The sequence below is a fragment of the Streptomyces sp. TM32 genome, assembly GCF_004122755.1.
In the GTDB taxonomy this organism is placed as follows: domain Bacteria; phylum Actinomycetota; class Actinomycetes; order Streptomycetales; family Streptomycetaceae; genus Streptomyces; species Streptomyces sioyaensis.
In genome coordinates this window covers 56,282-76,989 of the sequence record NZ_SDIG01000012.1, presented here as the reverse complement: position 1 = coordinate 76,989, position 20,708 = coordinate 56,282, and the positions used below count along the sequence as shown (strand labels likewise).

Annotated in this window: 2 protein-coding genes; both read right to left on the bottom strand. The window is 75.2% G+C overall.

The window, feature by feature from the left end; all coding sequences use genetic code 11:
- Positions 1-175 precede the first annotated feature (175 nt).
- Complete coding sequence (locus EST92_RS05100) at positions 176-379, bottom strand: MbtH family NRPS accessory protein (RefSeq protein ID WP_040901222.1); 204 nt, start codon at positions 377-379, stop codon at positions 176-178.
- A 248-nt stretch (positions 380-627) separates the two neighbouring features.
- Complete coding sequence (locus tag EST92_RS05095; protein ID WP_129279735.1) at positions 628-20,706, bottom strand: non-ribosomal peptide synthase/polyketide synthase; 20,079 nt, start codon at positions 20,704-20,706, stop codon at positions 628-630.
- Positions 20,707-20,708: the final 2 nt, after the last annotated feature.

The following is a 20,708-nucleotide window of genomic DNA, read 5'->3' as shown; positions in this document are numbered from 1 at the left end:
GTGGGTCGGCGTGCGGGGCCGCGGGCGCGATGCGGTGCTCGGCACGTACTCGACGAGGCGCGCGGCGCGGGGCCCGGCGCGGCGGCGGTCGGCGTCGCGGGGCGCGGGGCGCGGGCGCTTGGAGGGCCGAGGGAACGCGCGGGGCGCGGCGGGCTGCCGCGCCCCTGGGGGCGGTTCAGGAGCCGGCGTTCTCCATGCGCTCGCGCAGGCTGCGCGGCCGCATGTCGGTCCAGACCTCGTCGACGTACGCGGCGCACTCGTCCTGCGTGCCCTCCTTGCCCACGGCTTGCCATCCGGCGGGGATCTCCAGGTCGGCCAGCCACAGCGAGTACTGGTCCTCGTCGTTGCGCAGCACCTGGTAGCGGGCGTTCTCGTCCATGTCGTGCTCTCCCATTGTTGGTTGCTTCACTGAATCGTTGGTTGCCTCACTGGGCGGTGCATCGTGCGGCTGCGCGGGCCGGGGCGGCCGGGAGGTCCGGTCCGGTTCGCCGGGCGGGCAGTCGACGACGTTCAGGGGGTCTCCGGCAGCCGGTGCGCGGAGGTGGGGCGGTGGACCGCCGTGGTGGGCGCGGTGCGCACCGACGGGGCCCGCCGCGCGAGGGGTGACCCGGCCGGTCTCCCCCGGGCTCACACGCTGTCCCGGGCGTGCTGGGCGATCCGGCGCAGCGCTTCGGCGAAGTCCTCGGCGACCGCCCGTACCGTCGCTTCCTCGTGTACGTCGGGGCGGTAGTGCCAGGTGAAGGCGAGCCGGCCAGCCTGCACCGCGCCGACCGCCTCCAGCAGATGGGAACCGCCGTCGCGCGGGTCGTGGTCCTGGCCGAAGGAGCCGTGCTCGGCGCGGACGAGTCCGCCGCCGGATCCGCCCGGCCGGGCGTCCCACTGGCCCAGGTAGTTGAACACCACCTGCCCGCGGCCGGTCCGCTCCAGACGCGCGCGCACCTCGGCGGGGCCGTGGGTGCGCAGGGCGCCGAAGCCGAGGCCGTTGCCGGGCACGGCGCGCAGCTGCCGCCGAACGGATTTGACCAGGGCGCGCCAGTCCCGCGACGGGCCGAGGTCCGCGGGGTCGGGCACGTGGAGGCCGACCGGATAGACGGTGGTGAACCAGCCGACCGTACGGGAGAGGTCGACGCCGTCCAGGATGTCCTCGCGGCCGTGTCCTTCCAGGTCCACGCAGACCCGGTCGCGGCCGGTCCAGCGCGCCAGCGCCAGGGCGAGCGCGGCCAGCAGGACGTCGTTGATGCGGGTGCGGTAGGCGGTGGGGGCCGCGCGCAGCAGCGCCGTGGTGTCCGTCTCGTCCAGCGTCACGGTCACCGTGCGGGCCGGCCGGGCGGGCGCGGCACCGTCGTGGTCGACCGGCAGCGGGGCGGGGGCCACGGCGTCCTCCCAGTAAGGGAGTTCGTGGTCCAGCCCCCCTTCGGCGACGTGCGCGGCCAGGCCGCGTGCCCAATCCCGGAAGGCGGTGGTCCGCTCGCCCAGGGTCACCGGCCGGCCCTGTGCGGCCTGCTGGTAGGCGGTCTCCAGGTCGTCCAGGACGATGCGCCAGGACACGCCGTCGATGACCAGGTGGTGGGCCACCAGGAAGAGGAAGGCGGGGCGGTCCGTGCCGCCGGTGAACAGCGCGGCCTTCAGCAGCGGGCCCTGGCCGATGTCGAAGTCCGAGTGGAGGTCGTCGGCGGCCTTCTCCATGGCCGCGTCGGCCTCGTCGGGCGACAGACCGGTCAGGTCGTGCCGGGTCAGCACGTGCGGGTCGGGGGACGGCGGCGGGTTGTGCTGGCGCCGGCGGCCGCCGTCCTCGGTGAACCGCATACGCAGCGCGTCGTGGTGGGTCAGGAGCGCGGCCAGGGCGGTCTCCAGAGCCGTGGGGTCGGGCTCGCCGTCCAGTTCGAGCAGCGCCGACTGGTTGAAGTGGTGCGGGTTGGCCCGGGGGGTGGCGAAGAACCAGTCCTGGATGGGGGTGAGCGGCAGGTCGCCGGTCACCGGGCCGCTGTCGGACCGGTCCGGTCCGGTGGTGACGACGCCGGCCAGTTCGGCCACCGTCTGGTGGGTGAACAGGTCCTTGGTGGCGAGGTGCAGTCCGGCCTGGCGCAGGCGGGAGACCACTTGCATGCTGAGGATCGAGTCCCCGCCGAGGTCGAAGAAGTTGTCCTCGGCCCCCACCGTGTCGAGCCCGAGGACATCGGCCCAGATCCGGGCGATCCGGCGTTCGGTGTCGGTGCGCGGCGCGACATGGGTGGCGGGGGCGGCGGACGCCGGCTCGGGATCGGGGAGGGCACGTCGGTCGGTCTTGCCGTTGGGCGTCAGCGGCAGTTCGGCCAGCGGGACGAACACCGACGGCACCATGTGCGGCGGGAGGCTCGCGGCCAGGAAGTCGCGCAGTGCCGGGACGGGCAGCGGCTCCGCGGTCCCGCCGGCCGGGACGACGTAGGCGACCAGGCGCCCGGGGCCGGCGTCCGCGCGGCCGGCCGGGCCGGTGGCGCGGACGGCGACCACGGCGTCACGTACCCGGGGGCTGCGCCGCAGCGCGCTCTCGATCTCGCCGGGCTCGATGCGGAAGCCGCGCACCTTGACCTGGTCGTCGGCGCGTCCGGCGTAGTGCAGTTCGCCGTCGGCACCCCAGCGCACCAGGTCGCCGGTGCGGTACATCCGGCTGCCCGGGGCGGCGAACGGGTCGGCGACGAAGCGGGCCGCGGTCAGTCCCGGGCGGCCCAGGTAGCCGCGGGCGAGCCCGGCACCGGCCACGTACAGCTCGCCGGTGACACCGACCGGTACGGGGCGCAGGGCGGCGTCCAGGACGTAGGCCCGGGTGTTGTCGACGGGGCGGCCGATGGGCGGCGCGCCCGCCTCCGGGACCAGCGGATCGGTCCAGGTGGCGACCACGGTGGCCTCGGTGGGGCCATAGGAGTTGATCATGCGGCGGCCCGGCGCCCAGCGCGCCACGAGATCGGCGGGGCAGGCCTCGGCGCCGACGATCAGGGTGCGCAGGTCCGGCAGGGTGTCGGCCGCTTCGGGCGGCACGGTGGCCAGCGCCGCGGGCGGGATCAGGGCGTGGGTGATCCGCTGCTCGGCGAGCACCTGGGCGAGGCGTTCGCCGAGCAGCGGCCCCTCCTCCCCCGCGATCAGTGTCGCCCCCGCGAGCAGGGAAATGCTCAGCTCCAGGAAGGAGGCGTCGAAGCTGGGCGAGGCGAACTGGAGGACCCGGTCGCCGGGTTGGACGTCGTAGCGGGCCGCGGCGGCCGCGGCGAAGCCGGCCAGTCCGGCGTGCGTGACGACCACCGCCTTGGGGGTGCCGGTCGAGCCGGAGGTGTAGATGACGTACGCGGGGTGGCCGGTCCGCAGCGGCGCGAGGCGGTCCTGGTCGGTGGGCGCGGCGGCCGGACCGTCCGCGCACCAGATGGCCTCCGGGTCGTCGAGGATCACGGCTGCCGCGGAGTCGCGCACCATGAACTCCCGCCGCTCGGCCGGGTAGGCCGGGTCGACGGGCAGGAACGCGCCGCCGGCCTTCGCCACGGCCAGTTGTGCCACGGCCATCTCCGCCGAGCGGGGCAGGGCCAGGGCCACCAGGCGCTCGGGGCCGACGCCTTGGGCAATGAGCCGGTGCGCCAGCCGGTTGGCCGCGCTCTCCAGCTCGGCGAAGGTCAGCTCGCGCGCGCCCTGCACGAGGGCCACCGCGTCGGGTGTCCGGTCCGCCTGCCGCCGGAAGAGCTCGGGCAGGGTGGCCGGGGGTACCGGGCGGACGGCGCCCTGCCGGTCGGTGAGCAGGCGCCGCAGTGCGTCGGCGGGTGCCAGGGGCAGGGCGCCGAGCGGGCGGTGCGGGTCGTCGGCGATGCCGGTCAGCAGGGTGGTGAGCTGGTCTGCCATCCTGCGGGCGGTGGCGGTGTCGAAGAGGTCGGTGTTGTAGGTGAGCAGGCCGTGCAGGGCACCGGAGGCCGTCTCGGCGAACTCCAGGGTGAGGTCGAAGGCGGCGTCGTCGCGGTCCGCTTCGATGTCGCTCACCTGGAGGCCGGGCAGGTCCATCGGCTCGCCGGGCGCGTTCTGGAGCACCACCATGGCCTGGAAGAGCGGGGTGCGGCTGGTGTCCCGGGCCGGCTGGACCTCGTCCACGACCTGCTCGAACGGCACGTCCTGGTGCGCGAAGGCGTCCAGCACGGTGTCGCGGACGTCCGCCAGGAACGCGGGGAAGTCCTGTGCGGGGTCGACCGTCGACCGCAGGACCAGGGTGTTGACGAAGAAGCCGATCAGCCGCTGGGTCTCGATGCGGTCGCGGCCCGAGGTCACGGTGCCGACCGCGATGTCCTGCTGGCCGGACAGCCGCGCGAAGAGGGCCTGGGCCGCGGCGACCAGCGTCATGAACAGGGTGGTCCTCCGGGTCCGGCCGAACTCCTTCAGACGGTGGGCCGTCTCCGGCGGCAGGACGAGCCCCTCGGTCGCGCCGCTCCTGGTCTGCACGGGCGGGCGCGGCCGGTCGGCGGGCAGCTGGAGCGGCTCGACCCCGGTCAACTGCTCCTTCCAGTAAAGGAGTTGGTCTTCGGCAGCCCGGCCGGTGCGTGCCGTCCGCTGCCGGTGCGCGACATCGGCGTACTGCACCGGCAGCGGCGGCAGCTCGGGGGGCGTGCCGTGCAGCGCGGCCCGGTAGAGGTGCGACAGGTCGCCGGTGAGCACGCCGGTCGACCAGCCGTCGGTGATGATGTGATGGAGCGTCAGGGTCAGTACGTGGTGGTCGTCCGCGAGCCGGACCAGTCCGGCGCGCAGCAGGGGGCCGCGGCGCAGGTCGAAGGGGCGGGTGCGCTCCTCGGCCAGCAGCCGGTCCAGCGCGGCCGTGCGGTCGGCGGCGGGCAGGGACGACAGGTCGCGCAGCGGCAGCGGGACCTCCCGGGGCTCGTGGACGATCTGGACGCCCTGGCCGTCCACGCTGTCGAAGGTGGTCCGCAGCGTCTCGTGCCGGGCCGCCAGCGCCGTCAGGGCGGTGGCGAGCGCGGCGGTGTCGAGCCGGCCGCGCAGCCGCAGGGCGAGCGGGGTGAGGTACTCGGTGCTCTCCGGCGTGAACGCGTCGAGGAACCAGAGGCGTTGCTGGGCGAAGGACAGCGGCAGCGGGGCGTCCCGGTCCACCGGGGTACGGGCGCCGTCCCCCTCGGCGGGTTCCTCCCCCGCGGTGAGCAGCGCGGCGAGGGCGGCCGGGGTCGGGTGGGTGAACACGGCCCGCGGGGTCAGCTCGGTGCCGAACGCCTCGGCCAGCCGGGAGGCGAGCCGGATGCTGAGGATCGAGTCGCCGCCCAGCGCGAAGAAATCGTCCGCGACCCCGACCCGTGCCACGCCGAGCACCTCGGCCCAGACCTGAACCGTGCGGCGTTCGGCCTCGGTGCGCGGGGCGACCGGCTCCGGCCGGTCCGTGCCGGCGGCCGGCACGGGCAGCGCCGCGCGGTCCACCTTGCCGTTGCCGCTCAGCGGCAGCTCGGCCAGCGGTACGAACGCCGCCGGGACGAGGTAGTCGGGCAGGGTGTCGCGGGCGTACCCGCGCAGCTCCTCGGTGTCGAGCCCGTCGTGGCCCACCACATAGGCGACCAGGTGCTTGGTTCCGGGCCGCTGCTCGCGGGCCACGACGGCCACGTCCGCGACGCCCGGGTGGGCGGCCAGTGCCGCCTCCACCTCTCCGGGCTCGACGCGGAAGCCCCGGATCTTGACCTGGTCGTCGGCGCGGCCGAGGAACTCCACGGTGCCGTCCGGCCGCCGGCGGGCGAGGTCCCCGGTGCGGTACATCCGGGCGCCGGGCGGCCCGGACGGATCCGCGACGAAGCGCTCCGCGGTGGCCCCGGGGCGGCCGAGGTAGCCGCGGGCCACCCCCTCGCCGGCCAGGCAGAGTTCGCCCGCGGTGCCCGGCGGCACCGGGCGCATCCGGGCGTCGAGGATGTGGACGCGCATGTCGTCCAGCGGGCGGCCGATCGGCACCGTGGCGGGGACCGCGGCGGCGTCGGTCATCGCGAAGGACGTCGCGAAGGTCGTGGTCTCGGTCGGGCCGTAGCCGTCCACGACGGTCAGGTCCGGGCAGGCGGACAGCGCCCGGCGCACGGCGACGGCCGGCACCACGTCGCCGCCGGTCCACACCTGGCGCAGCCCAGCGAAGCAGTCCGGCGCGTCCTGGGACAGCAGCCGGAACAGCCCGGCCGTCAGCCACAGCGCCGTCAGCTCTCCCCCGGCGGCCAGTCGCCGCAGCAGGGCCGCGTCCACCGGGCCGGGCGGTGCGACCACGATCCGGCCGCCGTTCAGCAGTGGCGCCCAGACCTCGAAGGTGGCGGCGTCGAAGGCCACCGGCGAGTGCAGCAGCACCCGGGCGACGTCGGGGCCGGCGAACCGGCTGTCGGTGGCGAGCGCCGCCACGTCCCGGTGGCGCACCCCGACGGCCTTCGGGGTGCCGGTCGACCCGGAGGTGAACATCACGTACGCCAGCCGGTCCGGGTCGGCGGGCGGCAGCGCCCGCTCCGGCGCCGGGGTGGCGGTCCGCGCGGCGGTGACCTCCTCGGCGGTCAAGTGGGTGGTCACTCCCGCCTGGTCGAGCAGCATCCGGCGGCGTTCCTCGGGGGCCCGGCCGTCCACGGGCAGATAGGCGCCGCCCGCCTTGAGCACCGCCAGCTGGGCGACCACGAGCGCGGCCGAGCGGTCCATGAGCAGGGCGACCCGGTCCTCGGGGGCCAGGCCGTAGGCCAGCAGCCGGTGGGCCACCCGGTCCGACCAGTCGGCGAGTTGACGGTAGGTCAGCTCGGTGCCCTCGGCGTCGGTGAGCGCGGGCGCGTCCGGGGTGCGGCGCACCTGTGCGGCGAACCGGTCCACCGGCGAGCCGGCCGGGACGTGCCGCGCGGGGGTGTTCCACCGGCGCAGTACCGCGCGGTCGGCGTCGGTGAGCAGGCCGAGGTCGTCCAGGCGCCGGTCGGCGCCGTCGGCGACCGCGGTCAGCAGGGTCTCCAGGCGGTCCGCGGCCCGCTCCACCGTCTCCCGGTCGAACAGCGTCCCGTCGTAGGCGAGGTCGAAGCCGAGGCGGTCGTCGAGGTAGGCGCGCAGGCACAGCGGGAAGGTGGTGGCGTCCTCGGCGCGCACGTCCTGGATGCGGATGCCCGCACCGGTGGTGGCGGCCTCGTCGAACGGGTAGTTCTCGAAGACCACCATGCTGTCGAACAGCGCCTCGCCCGCGGGGAGTTCGCTGAGGGACCGGATGCGGGCGAGCGAGACGAAGTCGAAGCGCCGGGAGTCGCTCTGCTGCTCCTGGAGGCCGCGCAGCCAGGGCAGCACGCCCTGGGTCCCGTCGATCACGGCACGCGTCGGGACGGTGTTGATGAACATGCCGACCATGGACTCCACCCCCGGCAGTTCGGCCGGGCGGCCGGAGACCGTGGTGCCGAACACCACGTCCTGGAGGCCGCTGTAGCGGGCCAGCAGCAGCGCCCAGGCGCCCTGGACCACGGTGTTGACGGTCAGTCCGCTCCGCCGGGCCGTGGTGCGCAGCCGCTCGGAGACCTCGGGGGTGAGGTCCAGGTGCACCAGGGCGCCCGAGCGGGCTCGGTGCGCCTCGACGGGCTGCCGGTCGTAGGGCAGCGGGGTGCGGGCGGTGAACCCGGCGAGGGTGTCCGCCCAGTGCCGCTCGGCCTCCTCCTCGTCCTGTTCGGCCAGCCAGTGCAGGAAGTCCCGGAACGGGCGGCGGGCCGGCGGCCGGACGGTACGGCCCTCGACGGTCGCCGCGTACTGCGCGCACACGTCGGCGAAGACCGCGCCGGTGCTCCAGCCGTCGAGCATCAGGTGGTGCGAGGACCACACCAGCACGATCTCGTCGCCGGGCAGCGCCGCCACCGCGATCCGGCTCAGCGGTGCGCGGGTGAGGTCCAGGCCGGCCGCCCGGTCCTCCGCGAGCAGCTCCGCCAGCGCGCGGTCGCGCTCGTCGGGGGTCAGGGTCCGCCAGTCGTGGTGGGTGACGGGCAGGGCGGCATGGCGGTGGACGACCTGTACGGGGTGGGGCAGGCCCTGCCAGTGGACGCTGCTGCGCAGCGCCGGGGTGTGGTCGGCGACGGTCTGCCAGGCCGCGGCGAACACCTGCGGGTCGGCGACCCCGGCGATCCGCAGGGTCATCTGGTCGAAGTAGGCGCCTGCCTCGTCGACCAGCCCGTGGAAGAGCATGCCGGCCTGCAGCGGGGTGAGCCGGTGGATGTCCGCGACATGGTGTCCGTCGCCCGCGACCAGGTCCACCTGGTGCTGGTCGAGCCCGGCGAGCGGGAAGTCGGACGGGGTGCGGCCGCCGGTGTCCGGCCGGGCGCAGTGCGCGACGATCTCGCCCAGCGCCGCGGCGGTGTCCTCGGCGAGGCGGCGCACGGTGGACTCGTCGTAGCGCGCGGGCGAGTAGGTCCAGCCGAGTTCGAGCCGGCCGTCCTGGACGACGCCCGTCACGTCGAGCAGGTAGCTGCGCTCCTCGTCGGGGTCGGTGTCCGCGCCGGCCGGCGGCAGGGCGGCGCGGTAGAGTCCGCCGCCGTCCGGCTCGGTAGCGGACGCCACGTCCCACTGGCCGTGGTAGTTGAAGCCGATCCGGGGCGCCGGCGCGTCGTGCAGCGGGCCCGGCCCGGCGAGGTGGCGCAGCGCGCCGTAGCTCAGACCGCGCAGCGGGACGGCGCGCAGCTGCTCCTTGACGGACCGTACGGTCTCGCGCCAGTCCGCGTCGGGGGCGACGGTCAGGGCGAGCGGGAATTCGGCGGTGAACCAGCCGACGGTGCGCGACAGGTCCAGGTCGTCGAAGAGGTCCTCGCGGCCGTGTCCCTCGACGCCGAGGAGCACGGTGTCCTGGCCGCTCCAGCGGGCCAGGGTGCGGCCGAGGGCGCTCAGCAGGACATCGTTGACCTGGGTGCGGTAGACGTCGGGGACCTGGCGCAGCAGGGCGTCGGTCTCGGTGCGGCCCAGGCGGACGGTGAGGGTGGCGGCCTCGCCGTGGGTGTTGCTGCCCTCCCGGTCGGTGGGGAGGTCGGCGGGGGCGGCGCAGGTGCGGGTCCAGTACGCCAGGTCGCCGTCGAGGGCGCCGGAGCGGGTGTGCTGCTCCAGGCGGGCCGCCCAGTGTCCGTAGCCGCTGCTCGCCGGGGGCAGACCGGCCGGCCGGCCGGCGGCGACGTTGCGGCAGGCGGTTTCCAGGTCGCCGAGCAGGATGCGCCAGGACACCCCGTCGACCACCAAATGGTGGACGGTGAGCAGGAGTTGGGCGGGGCGGTCGGGTCCGTGGTCGAAGTACAGCACCCGTACGACCCGGCCCTCGGTGGGGTCGAGGGCGGTCTGCGCGGCGGTGGCCGCGCGCTGGACGGCTGCCTCCTGGGCCGGCTCGTCGAGTCCGGTCAGGTCGTGACGGGTGAAGACCTCGCCGGGGGCGGTGGGCAACACGTCCTGGTGCCAGGCGCCGTCGGTGCGGCGGAAACGGGTGCGCAGCGCCTCGTGGTGGGCGACCAGGGCATCGACCGCCTGCCGCAGCGCCGCTTCCGTGCTGTCCGGGGCCAGTTCCAGCCGGTGGGTCATGGAAAAGCGCAGCGCGTCGCCGGGCCGTCGCCCGTCGAGGTACCAGTGCTGGATGGGGGTGAGCGGGGCCGGTCCGGCCGGGGCCGGTCCGGCGTCGGCGGGCGGCGGGGTCACGGCGTCGGTGCACAGGGCGAGTTCCGCGATGGTCTGGTGGCGGAAGACGTCCTTGGAGGTGAGGGCGAGACCGGCGCGGCGGGCCCGGGAGACGATCTGGATGCTGAGGATCGAGTCGCCGCCGAGGGCGAAGAAGTTGTCCTCGACGCCGACGCGGGGAACGCCGAGCACCTCCGCCCAGATGCCCGCGAGGCAGGTCTCGGTGTCGTTGCGCGGGGCCACGTGGCGCGTCGCGGTGTCCGGCTGGGCCGGAGGCGCGGGCAGGGCGCGCCGGTCGGTCTTGCCGCTGCTGGTCCGCGGCACCCGCTCCAGCGCGACGAACGCCGCGGGGACCATGTAGTCCGGCAGCGTGCGGCGCAGCCGGACCCGCAGTTCCTCGGCCGGGGGTGTCCGTTCCCCGGCGGGGACCACGTAGGCCACCAGCCGCGCCCGGCCGTCGTGTTCCCGCGCCACCACCACGGTGTCCGCGACCTCGGGGTGGTCCAGGAGGGCCGCCTCGATCTCACCGGGCTCGATGCGGTGGCCGCGGATCTTGACCTGTTCGTCGGTGCGCCCCAGGAACTCCAGCAACCCCTGCGCGTCGTGGCGGGCGCGGTCGCCGGTGCGGTACATGCGGGTGCCGGGCGGGCCGAACGGGTCGGCGACGAAGCGCCCGGCGGTGAGGCCGGGGCGCCCCCGGTAGCCGCGGGCGACCTGGGCACCGGCCAGATACAGCTCGCCCGGTACCCCGGCCGGCACCGGTTGCAGCCGCCCGTCGAGCACATAGGCGCGCAGGTTGCGGCCCGGCCGGCCGATGACGGGCCGCTCGGGGTGGTCGGTGAAGCGGCCGTAGACGGCGTCGACGGTGCACTCGGTGGGGCCGTAGACGTTGTACGCGGTGAGGCCGTCGGTCTCCCGCAGCTCCCGCCACAGCGGCGTGCCGATGGCCTCACCGCCCACCATGACGAGGCGCGGACGGTGGCCCTCGCCGGTGAACAGTCCGGCGGCCATCAGCTCGTGCAGGAAGGTCGGTGTCACATCGATGCCGTCCAGGCGGTGTGCGGCGATCTGCGCGACGAACGCGGCCGGGTCCAGGCGTACCTCGTCGTCGACGAGGTGGACCTGCTGACCCAGCGCCAGCAGCAGCGGGCCTTCCCACGAGGTGTCGAAGGAGAAGGCGGCGCTGAGCGCGAAGCGCAGCCGGCCTCCTTCGGTGGTGTGCGGGGCCACGAGCCCGGCCCGATGGTCGTGGCAGAGGTTGACCAGCTGGCGGTGTTCGACGGCGACGCCCTTGGGCCTGCCGGTGGAGCCGGAGGTGTAGTTGAGGTATGCGGTGTGGGCGCCGCACAGCGGCGCGATCCGGTCGGCGTCGGTGGGGTTGTGGGTGGGCAGCCCGTCCAGCGGGGCGTCGCGCAGCGTGTCGGGGGTCACGACGGTCTGCGGCGCGGCGTCCGCGAGCAGGAACGCGAGGCGTTCCTCGGGCAGTTCGGGGTCGAGGGAGAGCTGGGTGCCGCCCGCCTTGAGGACGGCGAGGAGCGCCACCATCATGTCCGAGGTGCGCGGCAGCCGGACGGCGATCACCCGCTCCGGGCCGGCGCCGAGGCCGATGAGGTGGTGGGCCAGCCGGTTGGCGCGGGTGTTGAGGGTGGCGAAGTCGAAGGTGGCGTCCCGGGCCACCAGGGCGGTGGCGTGCGGGGTGCGGGCGGCCTGAGCCTCGAACAGCTCGGTGAAGGTGGTGTCCGGTACGGGCAGCAGCTCGCCCTGCCACTCCTCCAGTACCTGCCGGCGTTCCGGGGCGGACAGCAGCGGCAGTTCGCCCACCGTCCGTCCGGGGTCGTCCGCGACCGCCTCCAGCAGCAGCCGCAGCCGGCCGGTCATCCGCTGGACGGTGTCCGCGTCGAAGAGGTCGGTGTTGTACTCCACGAACGCGGTGAGGCCGCCGTCGCGCTCGACGAAGTCGAAGCCGAGGTCGAAGGAGGCATGGCGGACCGGCGGCTGGACGGCCTCGACGTCGAGGCCGTCCAGCCGCGGGGCCTCGCCGCCCAGGTTGTGCAGCGCGACCATGACCTGGAACAGGGGGGTGCGGCTGGTGTCCCGCTCCGGCTGGAGGACGTCCACGAGCCGTTCGAAGGACACGTCCTGGTGGGCGAACGCGTCCAGCACGGTGCTGCGCACGTCCTTCAGCAGGGCGCTGAACGAGCGGTCCGCGGGGACCCGGCCGCGCAGCACCAGGGTGTTCACGAACATCCCGACCAGGTGCTCCAGTTCGGGGCGTTCGCGTCCGGAGGCCACGGTGCCGACCGCGATGTCCTCCTGGCCGGACCAGCGGGCGAGGAGCACCTGGCAGGCCGCGAGCAGCGTCATGTAGAGGGTGGCGTCGGCGCCGCGGCCGGTCTCCCGCAGCCGCTCGGTCAATTCGGCGGGCAGCGCGAACTCCAGCAGCGCGCCGTTCTTGCTGCGGACGGCGGGCCGCGGCCGGTCGGTCGGCAGCTCCAGCGGGGCGACACCGTCCAACTGGGTCTTCCAGTAGGCGAGTTGCTCCTCCGCCCGCCCGGTCCGCGCGCGCTGCCAGACCGCGTAGTCGGCGTACTGGACGGGCAGCGGGGGCAGGTCCGGGCGGCGCTCGTGCCGGGCCGCCGCGTACAGCTCGCCCAGGTCCCGGCCGAGCACCGCAGTGGACCAGCCGTCGGTGACGATGTGGTGCATGGCCAGGGTCAGTACGTGCTCGTCGGCGCCGAGGCGGATCAGTCGGGTGCGCAGCAGCGGCCCGGTGGCCAGGTCGAAGGGGGTGGCGCCGTCACGTGCCAGCAGATCGTCGAGCGCGCCGTCGCGGTCCTGCGGCGGGAGGGCCGACAGGTCGTGCAGCGGCAGGTCCACCGGAGCGGGGGCATGTACCTGCTGGTGGGCGAGGCCGTCCTGTTCGGCGAAGGTGGTGCGCAGCGATTCGTGCCGGGCCACCAGGGCGTCCAGGGCGGTGCGCAGCGCGGCCTCGTCGAGGTGGCCGCCCAGGCGCAGTACGAAGAAGGTCAGGTACTCGGTGCTGTCCGGCTCGAAGCGGTCCAGGAACCACAGGCGTTGCTGGGCGAAGGACAGCGGCACCGCGGCGGCGCGGTCGGCCACCGGTATCGCGTCGGCCGGCACCGGGCGGTCCGTGGTACTCGCGGACGCCGCCGGGCCGGGCAGGGCGGCGGCGAGCGCGGACACCGTCGGCCGGGTGAACAGCAGCCGGGGCGAGACCTCGGCGCCGAGGGCGGCGCGCAGCCGGGAGGTGACGCGGATGGCGAGGATCGAGTCGCCGCCCAGCGCGAAGAAGTTGTCCTCCGCGCCCACGTCCCCGGCGTCCAGCACCTCGGCCCACACCTGGGCGACGAGGCGCTCCGCCTCGGTGCGCGGGGCGGTGCGGTCCGCGCCGGCGGCGTAGCCGTCCGGGCCGGGGGCGGGCAGCGCCCGGCGGTCGAGCTTGCCGTTGACGGTCAGCGGCAGCGCGTCCAGGGGGACATAGGCGGCGGGCACCATGTGCGCGGGCAGGGTGCGCGCCAGGTGGGCACGGAGTGCGGCCGCGGGCGGCGGGGCGTCCTGGCCCGCGCCCACGACGTGGGCGACCAGCCGCCGCACGCCGGGAGTGTCCTCGCGGACGTCCACCACGGCCGCACCGATGCCGGGGTGGGAGTGCAACGCGGCCTCGATCTCGCCGAGTTCGATGCGGAACCCGCGGATCTTGACCTGTTGGTCGGCGCGGCCGAGGTACTCCAGGGTGCCGTCGGGCCGCCACCGGGCCCGGTCGCCGGTGCGGTACATCCGGGTGCCGGGCGGGCCGAAGGGGTTGGCGACGAACCGCGCGGCGGTCAGGCCGGGGCGGCGCAGATAGCCGCGGGCCAGGCCCTCTCCCGCGACGTACAGCTCGCCGACGGCGCCGTGCGGCACCGGGGCGAGGTCGCCGTCGAGGACATGGACGCGCAGGTCGGGCAGGCCGGAGCCGATGGCGCTGGCGGTGGCGCCGGTCACGGTGGCGCGGTCGAGCGGGGCGTAGGAGACGTGCACGGTGGTCTCGGTGATCCCGTACATGTTGACCAGGGCGGGTGCGGTGTCGGGGTGCCGCTCGTACCAGTCGGCCAGCCGTGCCAGGTCCAGTGCCTCGCCGCCGAAGATCACCTTTCGCAGGCGCAGGCGGGCGCCGAGGTCGGGGTGTTCGGCGTCCGCGCGCATCAGGGGGTAGAACGCGGACGGCGTCTGGTTGAGCACCGTGACCCGTTCGTCCGCCAGCAGGCGCAGGAACTCCTCGGGGGCCCGGGCGGTGTCGTGCGGGACGACGACGAGCCGGCCGCCGTGCAGCAGCGCGCCCCAGATCTCCCAGACGGAGAAGTCGAAGGCGTAGGAGTGGAAGAGCGTCCACACGTCGTGCTCGTCGAAGCCGAACCAGTGGCGGGTGCGGGAGAACAGCCGCACCACGTTGGCGTGCGGGACGACCACGCCCTTGGGCAGGCCGGTGGAGCCCGAGGTGTAGATGACGTAGGCGGGCGACTCCGGCAACGGACTGCGGGGCGTTTCCGGGCCGGTGGCGGGGCGTGCGGCCAGGTCGTCGCGGACCGCGGGCACGTCGAGCAGCAGCCGGGGGACGTCCGTACCGGGGAGCCGCCCGGCGACGGCGGTGGTGGTCACCAGCAGAGCCGGGCTGGCGTCGGTGAGCAGCCGGTCGACGCGGCCGCCGGGCAGCTCGGGGTCGACGGGGAGGTAGGCGGCGCCGGTCTTCAGCACCGCCACGATCGCCACGATCAGGTCCGCCGAGCGGGGCAGGGCGAGCGCCACGAAGCGCTCGGGGCCGGCGCCGTACTCGGCCAGCCGGTGGGCCAGCCGGCCCGCCCGCGCGTCGAGTTCGGCGTACGAGAGAGTGATGCCGGCGCAGGTCACGGCGGTGGCGTCGGGGGTACGGGCGGCCTGCGACGCGAAGAGGTCCACCAGGGTCGCCTCGGGGCGGCCGTGCTCGGTGCCGTTCCAGTCGACCAGCATCCGGCGGCGTTCCTCGGCCGTCGTCCACGCCAGCTCGCGCAGCGGGCGGTCCAGGTCGGTGGCGATCTCCGCGAGCAGCAGGCCCAGCCGGTCGGCGAGCGCGCGGATGGTGGCAGGATCGAAGAGGTCGGGGTCGTAGGCGAGGTCGAAGCCGAGGCGGTCGCTGTGGTGGGCGCGCAGCACCAGGGGGAAGTTGGTCGCGTCCCGGGAGGTGACCTGCGCGAGGCGCACCCCGGCGCCGGAGGTCCGGGCCTCGTCGAAGGGGTAGTTCTCGAAGGCGACCATGCTGTCGAACAGCGCGGTGCCGGCCGGTACGTCGCTGAACGAGGCGAGCTGCGCCAGCGAGACGGCCTCGAAGCGCCGGGACTCGGACTGGGCGTCCTGGAGCTCTTGCAGCCAGCCGGCGGCGGTACGGTGCCCGTCGACCCGTACCCGGGTGGGCAGGGTGTTGATGAACATCCCCACCATCGACTCGACGCCGTGCAGGGTGTCCGGCCGGCCGGACACGGTGGTGCCGAACACCACGTCCGGCTCGCCGCTGTAGCGGGCCAGCAGCAGTGCCCAGGCGCCCTGCACCACGGTATTGAGGGTCAGTCCGCCGCGCCGGGCGGTGCGCAGCAGTTCCGCGGAGCGCTCGACGGGCAGGCTCACCGTCAGCACCTCGGCGGAGCGGGCCCGGTGGGCCTCCCGGGGCGGGCGGTCGCAGGGCAGCGGCGTCGGGGTGGCGAAGCCGGCGAGGACGGCGCGCCAGTGTTCTTCGGCCGCGCGGTCGTCCCGGCCGGACAGCCAGCGGACGTAGTCGCCGAAGGGACGGCGGGCGGGCGGCGCCGGTTCGCGGCCGGCGACGAGCGCGGCGTACTCCTCGCAGACCTCGGTCAGCACCTGGGCCAGGCTCCAGCCGTCCAGGATCAGGTGGTGCGAGGTCCACAGCAGCCGCAGCGCGTCGCCGGGCAGCTGGATCAGGGTGAGCCGCATGAGCGGTGGGGTGCCGAGGTCCAGGCCGCGCGCCAGGTCCTCGGCCTGGAGCCGGGCGAGTCGGTCCGTGCGCCACTCCTCGTCCCGTGCGCGCCAGTCGAGGTGTGCGACCGGCACGGTCGCCCGGCGGTGCACGAGTTGGAGCGGTACGGGCACGCCCTCCCAGACGACCGAGGTGCGCAGCACCGGCGTCCGGTCGGCCACCCGCTGCCAGGCCCGGGCGAACGCCCGCGGGTCGGCCACCCCGTCCAGCAGCAGGGTGGCCTGGTCGAGGTAGACGTCGTCCGCGCCGCCCACCAGGCGGTGGAAGAGCATGCCTTCCTGGAGCGGGGTCAGCGGATAGATGTCCTCGACGGCGCGCCCGTCCCCGGCCAGCCGGTCCACGCCGGCCTGGTCTAGGCGGGCCAGCGGGAAGTCGGAGGGGGTGCGGCCGCCGGCGTCCGGCCGGGCGCAGTGGGCGACGAGGGCGGTCAGCGCCTGGACCGTGCCGTCCGCCAGGTTCCGGACGGTGCGCTCGTCGTGCACCTGGTCGCTGTAGTGCCAGGTGATCTCCAGGACGCCGTCGGCCACCACGGCCGAGATGTCCAGCAGGTGGTCGAGGACCTCCTCGGCGGCCAGGTCGCGGCCGGGAGCCTCGCCGGCGGGGGTGAAGTCGCCGTCGTGCGCGCTCTCCCACTGGCCGTGGTAGTTGAAGCAGACCTGGGGCAACGGCACTGCGCGCAGGGCGCCGGCGGCCGGATCGGGCGAGCCCAGGCGGGCGAGTGCCTCGTAGCCGAGGCCGTGCCGGGGGACGGCGCGCAGCCGTTCCTTGACCGCCTTGAGCGTGGCGCCCCAGTCCGGGGCGTGCGGCGGGCCGGCCAGGGTGAGCGTGACGGGGTACTGGGTGGTGAACCAGCCGACGGTCCGGGACAGGTCGGCACCGTCGCCTGCCGCCTCGGCGGGGTCGCCGAAGGCCGCACCGGTGTCGTGGAGGTCCTCGCGGCCGTGCCCCTCCAGGGCCACCGTCACCCGGTCCGTGCCCGCCCAGTCGGCGAGCACCCGGCCGACCGCGCTGAGCAGCACGTCGTTGATCCGGGTCCGGTACACGCCGGGCACCCGGCGCAGCAGGGCCTCGGTGGTGTCGCGGTCGACGCGCGCGCGGACGGTGCGGGCGGACCCGGCGAGCGGGGTGCCGGGGCGGTCGACCGGCAGCGGGGTGCGTGCCGCCTCGCTCTCGGTGCGCCAGTACGCCAGGTCGTCGTCCAGGCCGCCGTCCCGTACGTGGCGGGACAGGGCGGTGGCCCAGGTGGTGAACGGCGTGGTGGTGGGCTCCAGTTGGACCGGTTCGCCGGCGGCGGCCTGGTGATAGGCGCGCTCCAGGTCGGCGAGGAGGATGCGCCAGGAGACGCTGTCCACCGCGAGGTGATGGGCCGTCAGGAAGAGCTGTGGACGGTCGCCGGGGTCCGGCGGGAACAGGACGGCGCGCAGCAGCGTCCCGGTGGCGAGGTCGAGGGCCGCGCGGGCGGCGTCGGCCGCCTCGGTCCGCGCGGCGTCCCGTGCGGTGGCGGTGGCTCCGGACGGGGTGTGCCGGGTCAGCAGGCCGGGGGCCATGGGGGCCCCGGGGTGCTGGCGCCAGGTGTCGCCGGTGCGGACGAAGCGGGTGCGCAGCGCCGGATGGTGGGCGGCCACGGCGTGCAGGGCCCGCTCCAGGGCGTCCTGGTCGAGGTCGCGGGGCAGGTCGAGCAGCATCGACATGGTGAAGTGCCGCAGCGGTCCGTGGGTCGCGAAGAACCACTCCTGGATGGGGGTGAGCGGGGCCGGTCCGGTCTCGTCCGGCTGCCGGGGCGCGGGGGCCGGGGCGCCGCGCAGGTCCACGGCGGCGGCCAGTTCGGCGACGGTCTGGTGCTGGAAGACGTCCCGGGAGGTGAGGTGCAGGCCGGCGGCGCGGGCCCGGGAGACCGCCTGGATGCTGAGGATCGAGTCGCCGCCCAGCTCGAAGAAGTTGTCGTCGGCGCCCACCTGCGCGACGCCGAGCACCGCGGACCAGATCCCGGCCAGCGTCCGCTCGGCAGGGGTGCGCGGCGCCAGGAACTCCCGCTCGCGCGCGGCCGCGTCGAGGTCGGGGGCGGGCAGCGCGCGGCGGTCCAGCTTGCCGCTGCTGTTCAGCGGCAGGACGTCGAGGACGACGAAGGAGGCGGGGACCATGTGGCCGGGCAGGGTGCCCTGGAGGGCGGCGCGCAGCTCGGCGGCGGCGGGCGGCGCGGCCTCGGCGGCGGGGGTCACGTAGGCGGCGAGCCGGGCGTGGCCGCGCGCGTCGTCGACGGCGACGACGGCCGCCTCGGCGACGGCCGGCAGCGCCCGCAGAGCCGCCTCGATCTCGCCGGGTTCGATGCGGTGGCCGCGGATCTTGACCTGGTCGTCGGCGCGGCCGAGGTAGTCGAGCCGTCCGTCGGCCGTCCAGCGGGCGAGGTCGCCGGTGCGGTACATCCGGCTGCCGGGGGGACCGAACGGGTCCGCCACGAACCGCGCGGCGGTCAGTCCGGGGCGGTGCAGATAGCCGCGCGCGACCTGGTCGCCCGCCAGGTAGAGCTCGCCGCCGACGCCGGGCGGCACCGGCTGGAGCCGGTGGTCGAGCACATGGGCGCGGACGTTGGCCAGCGGCCGCCCCACCACGGGCCGCCCGGTGCCGTCGATGCGGCAGGCCAGCGCGTCGACGGTGCACTCGGTGGGGCCGTAGAAGTTGTACGCGGCGACGTCGGGCAGCGCGGACAGCTCCCGCCACAGGTCCGGGCCGACCGCCTCGCCGCCCAGCATCAGCACCCGGGGGTGGTGGCGGGGGTCGGTGAGCAGTCCGGCAGGCAAGAGCTGGCGCAGGTAGGAAGGGGTCAGGTCGAGGAAGTCGATGCGGTGGGCGACGGCGTACTCGACCAGCGCGGCCGGGTCGAGCCGGGTCGCCTCGTCGACCAGGTGCAGCGGGTGGCCGTCGGCCATCAGCAGCACGCCCTCCAGCGAGGTGTCGAAGGAGAACGACGCGGTCAAGGCCACCCGCAGCGGGCCGCCACCGGCCGCGGCGACGAAGCCGTCGCGGTGGCCGGCGAGCAGGTTCATCAGGGACCGGTGGGCCACGGCCACCCCCTTGGGGCGGCCGGTGGAGCCGGAGGTGTAGATCACGTAGGCGGTGTGGCCGGGGAGCAGCGGGGCGCGGCGGTCGGCGTCGGTGGGGTCGGTCGCGGGCGCCGACGCGGGCACCTCGCGCAGCGCCGCCTCGTCGAGCACCAGCATCGGCCGCGCGTCCGCCAGCAGGAAGCGCAGCCGCTCCGTGGGCAGTTCGGGGTCGAGGGGCAGGTATCCGGCGCCGGACTTGAGGACCGCGAGGATCGCCACGACCATGTCGGCGGTGCGTGGCAGCCGCAGCGCGACGAGCTGTTCGGGGCCCGCGCCGCGGTCGATGAGGTGGTGGGCCAGCCGGTTGGCGCGGGCGTTGAGCGCGGCGTAGTCGAGCGTGGTGTCCCCGGCGACCAGGGCCGTGGCATGCGGGGTGCGGGCCGTCTGCGCCTCGAACACCTCGGGGTAGGTGGCGGGGGTGACGGGCAGCGCGGTGTCGTTCCACTCGGTGGTCAGTCGCTTCCGCTCGCGCGCCGAGAGCAGGGACAGCTCGCCCAGGGGGCGGTCCGGTTCGGTGGCCACGCCGTCGAGCAGGAGCAGCAGTTGCTCCGCCATCCGCGCCACCGTCGAGGCGTCGAACAGATCGGTGCGGTACTCCAGCAGGCCGGTCAGCCCCTCACCGTCCGGGACGAACTCGACGCTCAGGTCGAAGGTGGCGGCCCGGCGGGGCACGGTGACGTTCCGGGCGGTCAGCCCGCGCAGGCCCGGGGCCTCGGGCGGGGCGGGGTGCAGCAGCACCATGACGTCGAAGAGCGGGTTGCGGCCCGCCTGGCGTACCGCCCCCACGGCCTCCACCAGCCGTTCGAAGGGGGTGTCGTCGTGGGCGAAGGCGTCGAGAACGGTGCCGGCCGCGGTGTCCAGCAGGTCGCGGTAGGGGCGTGCGGTGTCGACCGGGCAGCGCAGCACGACGGTGTTGACGAAGAAGCCGACCGCGCGCTCCAGTTCGGTGCGACCGCGTCCGGGGGTCAGCGATCCGACGGTGATGTCGTCCTGCCCCGACCAGCGGGCGAAGAGCGCCTGGCAGGCCGCGATCAGCGCGGTGAACAGGGTCGTGTGCTGCTCGGCCGCCAGCTGCCGCAGACCGGCCGTGGTCCGCGCCGGGACGCGGAACTCGTGGACCGCGCCGCTTCCGGACTCCGCGCCGCTGCGCGGGCGGTCGAGCGGCAGCTCCGGCGGCGCGGCCCGGTCCAGCTGCTTGGTCCAGTAGGACAGTTGCTCCGCCAGGAGGGCGCCGGTCAGCCGGCCGCGCTGCCAGACGGCGTAGTCCGGGTACTGGGTCGCCACCGGTGCGAGCTCCGGCGTCTCGCCGTGGGCCAGGGCGTCGTAGAGCGTGCACAGTTCGTCCAGCAGGACGCCCATGGACCAGCCGTCGGTGACGATGTGGTGCGCGGTGAGCAGCAGGACGTGCTCGTCGGCGGCCAGGCGCACCAACAGGGCCCGCAGCAGCGGTCCGGTGCGCAGGTCGAACGGGCGGGAGTACTCCGTCAGCAGCAGTTCGTCCAGCGCCGCGTGGCGCCGGGAGGGTTCGTCCGCGCCCACCTCACTTTCAGGAGCGTTCTCTTGATGCTCCGCCAGGTGATGGACCGGCAGCGGCACCGGGGCGGCCGGGTGCACGGTCTGCACGGGCCGGCCGTCGATGTCGTCGAACGTGGTCCGCAGCGCCTCGTGGCGCTCCAGCGCGGCGTCCAGCGCTCCGGACAGCGCGACCCGGTCCAGGCTGCCGGTCAGCCGCAGCGCGACCGCGCTGTTGTAGCGGCAGTCGCCGGGGCGGAGCTGGTCGAGGAACCACAGGCGCTGCTGGGCGAAGGAGAGCGGCAGCGGCGCGGAGCGGTCCGCCCGGGGGATGGTCTCCCGGGCCTTTGCGGCGGCTGTGCCGGTCTGCCCTGCCAGGCGGCGGCGCAGCGCTTCCTGGAGCTCCTGCGGCAGGGCCGCGGCGCGGCCCTTCTTCGAAGACGTCATGG